Annotated in this window: 9 protein-coding genes and 1 pseudogene; 6 read left to right on the forward strand and 4 right to left on the reverse strand. The window is 41.8% G+C overall.

What is annotated here, in order from left to right; translation table 11 throughout:
* The first annotated feature begins 313 nt into the window (after window positions 1-313).
* Window positions 314-1,972 carry an MFS transporter gene (locus Q4A14_RS04315; protein ID WP_303170190.1) on the forward strand — a complete coding sequence of 553 codons (1,659 nt, stop codon included), beginning with the start codon at window positions 314-316 and terminating at the stop codon, window positions 1,970-1,972.
* A gap of 144 nt (window positions 1,973-2,116) precedes the next feature.
* Window positions 2,117-3,415 (forward strand): acetyl-CoA hydrolase/transferase family protein, encoded by a 1,299-nt coding sequence (locus Q4A14_RS04320; RefSeq protein WP_303170191.1) that lies wholly within the window; start codon window positions 2,117-2,119, stop codon window positions 3,413-3,415.
* 354 nt (window positions 3,416-3,769) lie between these two features.
* On the opposite strand, the gene Q4A14_RS04325 is transcribed toward Q4A14_RS04320, so the two are convergent.
* The 4 genes and pseudogenes from Q4A14_RS04325 to Q4A14_RS04340 all read right to left on the reverse strand — a co-directional run bounded on the left by Q4A14_RS04325 (window position 3,770) and on the right by Q4A14_RS04340 (window position 8,018).
* A complete protein-coding gene (locus Q4A14_RS04325; protein WP_303170193.1) occupies window positions 3,770-4,159 on the reverse strand; it encodes a hypothetical protein in 390 nt (129 codons plus the stop codon).
* 32 nt (window positions 4,160-4,191) lie between these two features.
* The gene (hemG, locus tag Q4A14_RS04330) at window positions 4,192-5,604 is read right to left on the reverse strand and encodes a protoporphyrinogen oxidase (RefSeq protein ID WP_303170194.1); all 1,413 of its coding nucleotides are present in this window, start codon (window positions 5,602-5,604) and stop codon (window positions 4,192-4,194) included.
* Between the two features lie 175 nt (window positions 5,605-5,779).
* Window positions 5,780-7,420 (reverse strand): ABC-F family ATP-binding cassette domain-containing protein, encoded by a 1,641-nt coding sequence (locus tag Q4A14_RS04335; RefSeq protein WP_303170196.1) that lies wholly within the window; start codon window positions 7,418-7,420, stop codon window positions 5,780-5,782.
* 410 nt (window positions 7,421-7,830) lie between these two features.
* Window positions 7,831-8,018: pseudogene (locus Q4A14_RS04340) on the reverse strand (PspC domain-containing protein).
* 133 nt (window positions 8,019-8,151) lie between these two features.
* Here Q4A14_RS04340 and Q4A14_RS04345 point away from each other — a divergent pair.
* From Q4A14_RS04345 to rd, 4 genes are all read left to right on the forward strand, one after another.
* Window positions 8,152-9,186: a hypothetical protein gene (locus Q4A14_RS04345; protein ID WP_303170198.1), complete on the forward strand. Its 1,035-nt coding sequence runs from the start codon at window positions 8,152-8,154 to the stop codon at window positions 9,184-9,186.
* 86 nt (window positions 9,187-9,272) lie between these two features.
* Window positions 9,273-10,808: an NAD(P)H-hydrate dehydratase gene (locus tag Q4A14_RS04350; RefSeq protein WP_303170200.1), complete on the forward strand. Its 1,536-nt coding sequence runs from the start codon at window positions 9,273-9,275 to the stop codon at window positions 10,806-10,808.
* A 64-nt stretch (window positions 10,809-10,872) separates the two neighbouring features.
* On the forward strand, window positions 10,873-11,271 hold the full coding sequence (locus Q4A14_RS04355) for an START-like domain-containing protein (RefSeq protein ID WP_303170202.1): 399 nt from the start codon (window positions 10,873-10,875) through the stop codon (window positions 11,269-11,271).
* Window positions 11,272-11,520: 249 nt separating this feature from the next.
* A complete protein-coding gene (gene rd, locus Q4A14_RS04360; protein WP_303170204.1) occupies window positions 11,521-11,685 on the forward strand; it encodes a rubredoxin in 165 nt (54 codons plus the stop codon).
* Window positions 11,686-11,697 lie beyond the last annotated feature (12 nt).

Below are 11,697 nucleotides of genomic sequence, written 5' to 3' on the forward strand. Positions count from 1 at the left end.
TGCCCCAGGGGAAAAAGGGAGAACTAACCTTACACACTTTTTCGGACACTACCTAACCGTGGGCTATCATGAGGGCAAAATTGCCCTTATGGTATCCCATGACCTTTATATACAGAGCGATCAAATGCCCTCAACTTTAGCCCGGTTGTAGCAAGTAAAAAAGGAAGTACATAATTGTCATGTGTTGTGAAAAAAGTGTACTTTTGTAGGCATTCCTAATGCTAAGAGGCATATAAACTCCTCTATCATTGGATTTTCATATCTAAAGTCATCTTGCAACTTTAATATACTATTATAAAACATTATTCATCCTATGGTAAGTAACACTACTATCACCACGCTCAGAGAGTCTTCTGCAGCTCGATGGACAGCCCTTCTTTTGCTGTCCTTTGCGATGTTCTGCTCGTACATTTTTATGGACATTTTGTCTCCCATCAAAGACCTTCTTGAGTCAACAAGGGGTTGGGATTCAAAGGCATTCGGTACGTATGCCGGTTCAGAGACATTCCTTAATGTTTTCATCTTCTTCCTTATCATCGCGGGTATCATCCTTGATAAGATTGGTGTGCGTTTTACCGCCCTTCTTTCAGGAGTCGTGATGATCATTGGGGCTTCTATCAACTGGTATGCTGTCACAGAAGGATTTATAGGATCTGACCTCGAGAGATGGTTCACTGAGAATTTGAACTATGTGCCTCTTTTTGATGAGTTGGGGGTTTCTCCTTTCTATCAAGGTATGCCGGCCTCTGCAAAATTGTCTTCTATTGGTTTCATGATTTTCGGCTGTGGTGTTGAGATGGCCGGTATCACGGTGTCCAGAGGTATCGTGAAGTGGTTCAAAGGAAAAGAAGTTGCTCTTGCGATGGGCTCGGAGATGGCTCTGGCACGTCTTGGTGTTGCAACAACCATGATTTTTTCTCCATTGTTTGCAAAGATGTTTGGAGTGATTGATGTCTCGAGATCAGTGGCATTCGGTGTTATTCTTCTCCTTATTGCGTTGATCATGTTCATCGTGTACTTCTTTATGGATCAGAAGCTCGATGCTCAGACCGGTGAAGCTGAAGAAAAGGATGATCCATTCCGCTTCAGTGATCTTGGTAAGATCTTCTCAAGCGGGGTCTTTTGGCTTGTTGCCCTTCTATGTGTGCTTTATTATTCTGCGATCTTCCCATTCCAGAAGTATGCTGTGAATATGCTTCAGTCCAACATCAGCTTTGTTGCACCGGCCGAAGATTCCATTTGGGCATCTCAAAGCATTGCTTATATACAATATGTTGTGATGCTTATCGTTGCGGGAACCTCATTTATGAGCAACTTTACAAAGGGAAAACTAAGATATACACTCCTCATTTTAGCCGTTGTTTCTCTCATCGGATTCTGCTATATGTCATACATGCGTCAGTCGGCAGAGTCAATTTTCTCTGTATTCCCACTCCTTGCTGTAGGTATCACTCCTATTCTTGGTAGATATGTGGACAATAAAGGTAAGGCTGCTTCGATGCTTATGCTTGGTTCACTCCTTCTTATCGCATGCCACCTGACATTTGCGTTCTTACTTCCTCAGTTCAAGGATAACAATGTCGGAGGTATTGTCCTTGCATTCGTGACTATCCTTGTACTTGGGGCATCATTCTCGCTTGTTCCTGCTGCTCTTTGGCCAAGTGTCCCAAAACTAGTGGACAGTAAAGTGATAGGTTCGGCTTATGCTCTTATCTTCTGGATACAAAATATTGGTTTGTGGCTCTTCCCTCTCCTTATCGGTAAAGTCCTTGATGCTACAAATACCGATGTTACGGAAAAACTTAGAGCCGGGGAAATCACACCTGAAGTAGCTGCAGTATCAAATGACTATACCTATGCTCTGTTGATGCTCGTTAGCCTTGGTGTATTGGCTTTGGTGATGGGCTTCTTTCTTAAGGCTCTTGATAAGCGTAAAGGCTATGGCCTTGAACTACCAAATATCCAAAAGTAATATTTGAGATAAATGATATTTCCGAAAACGTAATCCCTCTTTGAGGGGTTACGTTTTTTTGTCTTAGTTGCTCTGTATCTAAGGATTATGTAATATCTTTGCAGACGAAAATTATGCCTAATATTATCTATAAATAACCAATATATGATGAACCCTATTAAACTTAGTCTTTTGGAAGCTATAGCTCAGGTAAAAGATGGAGAAAAGATCGTCCTTGGGCATGCGGCCGTTACTCCTAATTGTCTGGTAGAAGAATTGGTAAGGCAAAAGGAAAGATTTAGCCATCTGACACTTTTTCAGATGATTTTCTTGGGGGACCCTGTACATGTCGCTCAGGAGTGTGCCGATCATATGCGAGTGGTTGCTCCTTTTGTTTTTGGATCGCAGATGCGTGCAGCTGTGAGTGAAGGGAGAGCAGGATATATCCCCACACACTTCAGCTATGTGCCATCGCTCTTTTTGCCGGGAGGTACTTTTGAGCCGGATTGGGCATTTATACAGGTTACACCACCTGATGCTCAGGGTAGATACAGCACCAGTCTTTCTTCAGACTTTACACTACCTGCAGCCAGAGCAGCAAAGAAGGTCATGGCGATAGTCAATCCTGCGTTGCCATATATTGGAGGAGACAACTTCCTCCGTGCAGAAGATATTGATATCATCGTAGAACAAGAGTCTGCCCCTTATACACTTCCTGCATCGCGAGAGTCGGAGATAGATAGCAAGATTGCGGATTTTTGTGCCGAACTTATTCCTGACTATGCAACGCTTCAGATGGGTATAGGTGCGATCCCTGATGCTGTGCTAGGTAAACTTTCGGATCGTAAAGATTTGGGTATCCATACCGAGATGTTTACAGATGGTGTGATGCATCTTCATCGCAAAGGCGTTATCACAGGGAAGCACAAAGGAGTTAATCTTAACAAGGTCACATCAGCTTTTGTCATGGGTAGCCAAGAGCTTTACGATTATATCGACAACAATGATGAGTTTGAGCTTTACCCCGTGGATTACATGAATAATCCTCATGTTGTGGGGCAGAACCCCAACTTTATCTCGATCAACTCCTGCATCGAGGTCGATCTTTACGGTCAGGTCTGTGCTGAGAAGGTTGGTGGAAAGATGTACAGCGGTAGTGGTGGACAACTTGACTACCTCCGTGGGGTTCGCTACTCTAAGGGCGGCAAGAGTATCTTGACTATGCCTTCAACTGCAAAAAATGACGAAGTCTCTCGTATCGCACCTAACTTATCGGCTCAAGGTGTGGTTACCTCTCATCGTAATGATGTGGACTATATCATCACAGAATATGGTGTGGCTCCGCTATTTGGTCGTACAGAGGCTGAGAGAGCTCTTGCACTCGCAAGTATTGCTCATCCTAAGTTCAGGGAAGAGTTAGAGAGGGAGGCTTATGCTCGTTTTGCTATTCGTAAAGTCTTCTGAAATTAAGAAGTTATAAATATATTGTAAATGAGAATGATATACTTAGTAACCACGAAGTGGTCACTTTTATTTAGCACTCATTTTTATCCGATATGATTTTAACCCGCTTGAGGGATAAAGAAAAGATGGGTAAGGGATTTTCACCTTACTCATCTTTTCTTCGTTTAATTTCCTTGTATATTGGTATTCCTACAAAAGCCGCACTCATCAATATAATCACTACAAGAGGTCCATTTATTTGTTTGTTTTGGGTTAGTATTATATATACCAAGAGCACCCAAAGGCCCACAATGCTGGCGATTTGAGAGTTGGATAAACGCCGACCTCTTCTCTTTTGAGGATTCTTGTTTAATGTCATTGGATATTTCCTACCAAAAATGCGTATAAGAATACTGCTCCGATTATTAGAGCTATGAAAAGGATAAGAACCAATAATTGTCCCCACAACGGGGCTTTTCTCATGAAGGGTAGGGAACTGTACCATCTCTCGTTGTCTATGGACTCTGAACTCGGTAGCCTACCACTTGCAATGAGGAGTTCGAGAGCTTTTACATAGTCTGAGGAACGAACCATAACAGATACGCCATTGGAAAGCCCGGGGACTCTTCCCATCGTATTATGTAGAGTCTCGTGCTCTATTATAGCATCTATACCGTGGCTCGCTAAGTAGTTAACCGCGTCGTGCGCCGAAGATATGGATAAATAGTTACCGACCTCTTCCAACTTTATCTGTTCCTCTACCATATGATTTGAATCGATGTTTTTTTCTTCTGTTGTCATGATACATTTGGATTATCTAGAGATTCAACAATCAGGCTTCCCACTTTTGTGCCTTGCGAGATTCTATGTGCCAATCCAATCCCATCGGATATTCCTCCTGAAAGATGTAGCCCGGGATATTTCTTCTCTAACTCTTTTATACGCTCAAATCTCTCTTCTGAAGATATGTCGTACTGTGGGATTGCCCGTTCATGTCTCGAAATATGGACTAGGTCCGGTTTGATATTGTTTGGGATCTGCATCATTTCATAAAGTTCTCCAAGTGCTATCTCTTTCAGACTATCGTCACTGAGGTTGCGATATGCTTCTCCGTCTCGCATTCCTCCCATAAATATAGTGAAAAGTGCACTATCCTCATGTGGTACACGTCCACGAAAACAAGAAGAAGGAAATAATACTCCCAGTATTTTTCTTTTTTCTTTACTTGGAATAAGTCCACCAAATGCATTTCTCCTGACATTTGGCAGATGGTCAAACCCCACTGTAATTTCAGTGACAGGTGCATATTTCAGTGATGCTACAGGAGAGAGTAAAGAGTGTAGATCAGGCGGAACTATATCTTGGATCAAGTCTGCTCTTACTGTAGAAACTATATGGCTTACTTTCATGATTTGAGTCTCACTGTCAGTAGTGTATGAAATTTCCCAACAGTGAGGTTCTATGTAAGAGGATTGTATATTTCTAACACCTGTTAATATCTTTCCAATATCTGAGATTTTTTTCACTATCCCGGTGACAAGATTTTCTAATCCTCCTTGAGCCGAAAACACTTCCTTAGTTGCCTTTTTTTCTCTTTCGGACTCAGGGGTACGACTTTTTGCTATCCCACCCTTGATAAAACTACCATATTCTTGTTCAAGATGATACAGTTTGGGTAGGGCAAATTGCGTAGTGAGTTGGTAAGGATCGCCGGCATATATTCCTCCGACGAATGGATCGACAGCATAGTCGACAAAGCTTTTACCAAGTCTCCTCTTTGCAAGATCACCGACACTTTCATATGGGTCTCCTCCTTTTGCCCTGAAGGGTTCGAGTAATATTCCAAACTTATCTTTTAGGGTAAACAGTGGCGTCATCAATCCACTTATAGGGCCTGTCGGTAGAGAGTGAAATCTATCTCCTTTCCATATCCATCGGTGTGCAGCCTCTTTTCTTGCAACTTCAAGTTTTGCGTAGGGGTGTACATATTCAAACAGTTCGGCAACTTCAGGTGTCGACATGACTCCGGTATTAGGCCCCGTTTCAAACGTATAGCCTTTTTCCCTGCGCGTACATATCTGTCCTCCGGGCTTGTCACTTTTTTCAAGGATGACAAAGGGAATTCCGGCTTTTGCAAGCTGTACACTTATAGACAATCCCGTAATTCCAGCTCCAATGATTGCAACTTTAGTGTTGATTTGTTGAGTCATTTTTATTATTTCTGTCGTATGCTATTGGAATTTTATTCCATTACCGACAAATATAGCTCTTTTCCTCAAGTTGGGGATTTGAAGAACTCAATAAATTATGACCCGAATTAGGACTAGCAGAGAAGCTAAGATTCTAATAAGTTATTTGTTGAAAGGCGAAAGTTGGAGAGAGGATTTATTGCTTCCTTTCCAACTCGTGAAGTGAATCAAGCTTCTTTTTCTCAAGGAACTCATAGATGCCTGACAAGTGTTCGGTGACTTTTTTGTTTCCAAACTCATATACCTTCGTGACCAACCCATCAAGGAAGTCTCTGTCATGGCTCACAAGGATGAGTGTGCCGTCAAACTCTATTAGGGCTTGTTTGAGGATATCCTTTGTCTTCATATCAAGATGGTTGGTCGGCTCATCGAGGATAAGAAGATTTACAGGCTCAAGTAAGAGTTTTATCATAGCCAATCTTGTCCGTTCACCTCCGGATAGCACCTTGACTTTTTTCTGTGATTCTTCCGGACCTCCAAACATGAAAGCTCCCAAGATGTCTCTGATCTTGGTACGTATATCTCCCTTTGCAACATCATCAATGGTTTGGAATACAGTCAATTCTTCATCAAGTAGTGAGGCTTGATTTTGGGCAAAGTATCCAATCTGGACATTGTGTCCGATCTGCAAAGAGCCTTCGTGATCTATCTCGTTCATTATGCACTTGACGAGGGTGGATTTTCCTTCTCCATTCTTCCCCACAAATGCTACTTTATCTCCACGTTCGATGGTGAGAGTTGCATTTTTGAAGACCACATGGTCTCCGTAGGTTTTCCCGACATTTTCCATGATTACAGGATATGTTCCGGATCGAGGAGAGGGAGGGAACTTTAGTCTTAGTGCTGATGTATCCTCTTCATCTACCTCTAAGATCTCCAGTTTTTCCAGCATTTTTACACGGCTCTGTACCTGCAAAGTCTTAGAGTAAGTACCCTTGAATCTTTCTATAAACTCCTTTGTTTCTGCGATGAATTTCTGCTGTTCATCATAGGCTTTCTGTTGTTGTTCGCGCCGTTCTTTCCGAAGTTCGAGATATTTGGAGTAGTTTACCTTGTAATCATATATACGACCCATGGTAACTTCGATCGTACGAGTGGTGATACTGTCTACAAACTTTTTATCATGGCTGATTACCACGACAGCTTTCCCGTTATTGATGAGGAAGTCTTCAAGCCACTGTATAGACTCGATATCGAGGTGGTTGGTAGGCTCATCAAGAAGAAGAACATCCGGCTTTTGAAGGAGGAGTTTGGCCAACTCTATACGCATCCTCCAGCCCCCACTGAAGTTACTTGTGGGTTGGTTAAAATCCGAGCGACTGAAGCCCAAACCCAAGAGCACCTTCTCTACATCTTCTTCATAGTTCGTAGCATCTATGGCATAAAACTTTTCACTCAGAGCTGAGACTTTTTCGATAATTTCCATGTATTCATCGCTCTCATAGTCCGTCCGAGTAGCGAGTTCGTTGTTAAGTTGCTCGATTTCAGCTTCCATTGAGTGCAGATGAGCAAAGGCTTGAGCTGTTTCTTCAAATACAGTCCTTCCGTCCTCAATCATCAGGTGCTGAGGTAAATAGGAAATGACACAGTCTTTCGGTGCGGATATATTTCCCCTTGTAGCCTGTTTTTTTCCTGCAAGTATCTTGAGTAGTGTGCTTTTCCCTGCTCCATTTTTACCCATTAGGGCAATCCTGTCTTTGGGATTGATGACGAAAGATATGTCACTGAAGAGGGTTGTTCCTCCAAATTCTACTGTGAGTCCTGTTATTGAAACCATGAATATCTGTGATTTTTGAACGCACAAAGATACATCAAATCATACTAAGTAACCGGATAGTTATCGTTGTATCATCTTCTTTAGAGATGATGAACTCAAATTTTATAATTCTCTCCTTAGCTATTGTAAAGGTAGCTTTGATTCTCATTTTTAGTACTTGCCTTATCAGTTACGTCAAATGCTTCATTGATGCAACAAGTCCCTTTATCAATATATACTTCTCAAATGGGATCAAAAAGGTTCACTACCTTGATGCATCAAGTTAGACTGATTGATTTGTCAAGGTAGCCACATTAATTTGCAGGCTTGTCTACCTTCTTTTCTTCTATCGTAGGGAAGGGTGTTACGATTATGTCGGTTTAAGACCTCTAACCCTCTTTTTTGTAGGGAATGATAGACCGGGAAGATGCTTATTTTTCCGGAAGGATCAGTGCTAATGCTATGTAGATCAATAGACCTGAAAAGGCTGTAAAAAAGTCACAAAGAGATATAGCAACCTGACTATTGTGGGATCCATCCCAAAAAACTCAGCAAATCCCTCACAGACTCCCGCGATCTTTCGGTCTGTTTTTGATCTGAAAAGTTTATTTTCTTGCATGGCTAAGACTGTATTTAGATTTATAGCGAAATATAATGATTTTGAATTAAAATATCATTGACTCGGAGCAACTTTAGGAGCTCTCTCATTGTTTAAGTTATCAGAGGATAAAACCATCATATTTATACTTTTTATGCACGATCGATCGATATCTCATACGGACTTTAGGACGCAAAGTCCATTGGTAGTCTTTGGAGCAACAGGCTTACTTGGTAGCCAATTAGTTTTCATGGCCTGCATGGATAGGTTTTCACCTCATCTCATTTTGCATGGCTCACACCTGCCTCGTCTTGAGGGGCTGATGGCCGAGATTGTGGAGGCCGGATTTCCGGATATTCAGATTACTATTACCACAGATACAGAAGAAGCATGTCGTCATGGTGGTTACTTTTTCTATTCTAGAAGTGTTCAGTCCGGTAAGCAGACGAGAGAAGAAATGTTACTTGATAACATGCCTGCAGCAAAGGAGACCGGACTGGCATTGAAGGGGGTAAAGGACTCGGTCAAAAGAGTTGTCTGTGTTTCAAACCCTTCGGATATCATAGGGCTTGCTCTTTTGGTTCATAGTGGGTTGGAAGTTGAAAAGGTCTGTTCCATATCGGCTCTTGATACCTCCAGATACAGAAGAGCTCTGCGTGATGTCTTAAGGGTAAGAGATGAGGACCTCTCCGGGGTATACACTCTCGGCAGTCATGATATGTCTATGGCAGTAATGCGTGATACCGTACTTATTGGTGGTAAGAGTATAGATCAGCATATTGAGGATGGACTGATGACAGAAGAGAACTGGGAGGATATCCGACATCGAGTAATCAATGGAGGGCGTATGATCATCAAGAGACGAGGGCATACAGCTTATCAAAGTCCGGCATATCTAGGATACAGGATGTTGATAGCAACAGATGATGCACCATTTACATACCCATCATCATGTTATCACAATTCGACTCTTTTTCCTCATTGCTTTATGTCTTTACCAACTTGTATCGATGATGGTGGTTGCCATCATCTGCCTTTGTCATATTCATCAAGAGATGTTGAAGCTCTATCAAATTCCTACAAGTCTATAAGTCTTCTGAGAGATATTGCCATTGAGCATGGATATCTTTCACCATTAGATATGTGGGAGGATAGATTGCAGATAAAGACTGATGGGCTTATTCTGTGAACTTAGAGAGGGGATATCTACCTCAATATTTTTATCTTTGTCTCATTCAATGAAATATTAACGCTGAGATAGACAACTTCCGGGCCATGTTGAAAATATACACTCAAGAACAAATATTTAATCTCGAACAGTCTGCTACAAGTGCCAAAGGTAGTTATACCTCATTGGATCTTTGTGAGCAAATGAGTAATGCCTTCTGTGCACAGTTTCAGAGGGATTTCAAGGGAACGCACAGAATTATCATCTTTGCAGGGCCCGGAGCCAATGGTGCTCTTGCTTTGGCAATTGGACGTATTTTGTCCAATTTTGATCATTCTATTGAGGCTATAGTGCTCAATCCATCAGGACTCCTTTCTGATGATTGTCTCATCAATCAAAGACGCCTTGCTCAGAATCAAACAAATGTCAATGTAAGAGAAGTAACGACGTCTTTTAATCCTCCTGTGATTCAGCCTGAAGATATTGTCATCGATGGAATGTGTGGGATAGAGATGAATATGCCTTTTGAGGGGGATCTTGCCAATGTCGCTCGTTATATCAACAAGATCGCTAAGACAATATTGTCTGTAGATATCCCATCGGGCTTGATGCCGGAAGATAATACCCGTAACAATATGGATAATGTTATCAAGGCAACTTATACATACACTTTCCATGGACCTAAGTTGGCATTCTTATTATCGGATAATGCACCTTATGTAGGAGAGTGGAAGGTGATCAACATAGGCCTTGGTGACAATCAGCCGGATAAGCATACAAAGTATTATGTTTTCAGTTCTTCTGACATGGAAGAGATGCCAAGACGAGAAAAACATACTTGCAAGTATGATTATGGCAGGGTTGCTCTCATTGCCGGTAGTCAGGGCATGATGGGGGCTGCGATCTTGGCTGGAAGAGCATGCATGCGCTCCGGAGTAGGCCATCTTACAATACATGTACCTGAGGAAACTCAACATATCATTCACACTGCACTCCCGGAGGCTGTTGTCTCTAGAGATAAGAGTAAAGAGTATTTCACTATGTTTGACAATGCTCACATGTATGATGCTATCGCAATAGGACCGGGGTTGGGACGAAATTTTGATTCTGCTGCAGCTTTGGAAGGTTTGTTGTGCTACTACAAAAAACCTATGGTCATAGATGCCGATGCGATACATTTGCTTGCGAGTAACAAGACCCTGATGGGTAAGCTTCCCGAAGATTCGATTTTGACCCCTCATCTTGGTGAATTTGAGGCTCTTGTCGGCCCTTCAAACAATGACTATGAACGACTCATGAAAGCTTCTCATATGGCAGTTGAGCATCGAGTCAATATTATCCTTAAGGGGGCATACACTGCGATATGCTCCAAAAGTGGGCGAATTATCTTTAATACATCCGGTAATCCGGGCATGGCAACGGCCGGTACGGGAGATGTCCTGACCGGTACGCTTTTGGCATTTCTTGGCAGAGGATATACACCACTTATAGCATCTCTTTTTGCTACGTTTATCAATGGGTATGCCGGAAATTTGTATGCCAATGACTTTTCTGAGGAAAGCCTTATAGCAAGCGATATCATAGATTATCTGCCCAAGGTGTTTAAATATTTTAAATCTTCTGACAGTTTTTATGGTATGTGATTCGTGATTTTTTTGTACATTGTATTCTTGAAATACAATTTGACATATATTAGTGCGACAAGCCATGAATACAAGAAATAATAGAATTGGACACCAAGACGAGTATGTACTCAATAGGGCATCTGTCCGGAGTGTTTGGAACCAGATAACAACTTCAAAAGGTTTATCGGAATGGTTTGCTCCTAATGTCCGTATTGATAGCAAGAATATCTATGTTGAGTGGGATAAGTTGGGGGATCGCCGCGATGGTACGATTACCGAAATAGAGAAAGATAAACTTATCAAATGGGTTTGGAATGATGACAAAAACTCGTACTTATCCATAGAGATTGTAAAGACCGAACTAACCTCAACAGTTTCAATACTTGTCGATGATCATGACGTTGGTATGGATCCTCTGACATTGGAACAGTTATGGGAAAGGCATATAGAGGAGTTGCGTCATAGCCTAGGTATAGAGTAGGGGACTTCTCGGTAAATGACATAGAGATAAGATTTCCTCGTGGAGTTGGCGATTTGCTTTATTTTTATTTGAGTGGCTCTCGCTTTCTTAAGCCTTTTATTCAAAAGGATCTCTTAAAATGATCTAATGTTCATTTAACTCTTTCGGATTATAAAAATTATTGCTACCTTTGGATTCCAAATGCGAGGCTATGTGTAAATGTCCTTGCAGTCGCTGAATATATTACTAATCTATAAGACTTAACTGAAAATGAAGAAATGGCTATGTGAACCATGTGGTTGGATCTATGATCCGGCTGAAGGCGATCCCGATGGTGGTATCGCTCCGGGTACTGCGTTTGAAGATATCCCAGATGATTGGGTATGCCCAGTCTGTGGCGCAGGTAAGGAAGACTTTACTCTTGTTGAAGAGTAAGACTTCCCGTTC

The organism is Porphyromonas sp. (assembly GCF_030529325.1).
Classification (GTDB): Bacteria; Bacteroidota; Bacteroidia; order Bacteroidales; family Porphyromonadaceae; genus Porphyromonas_A.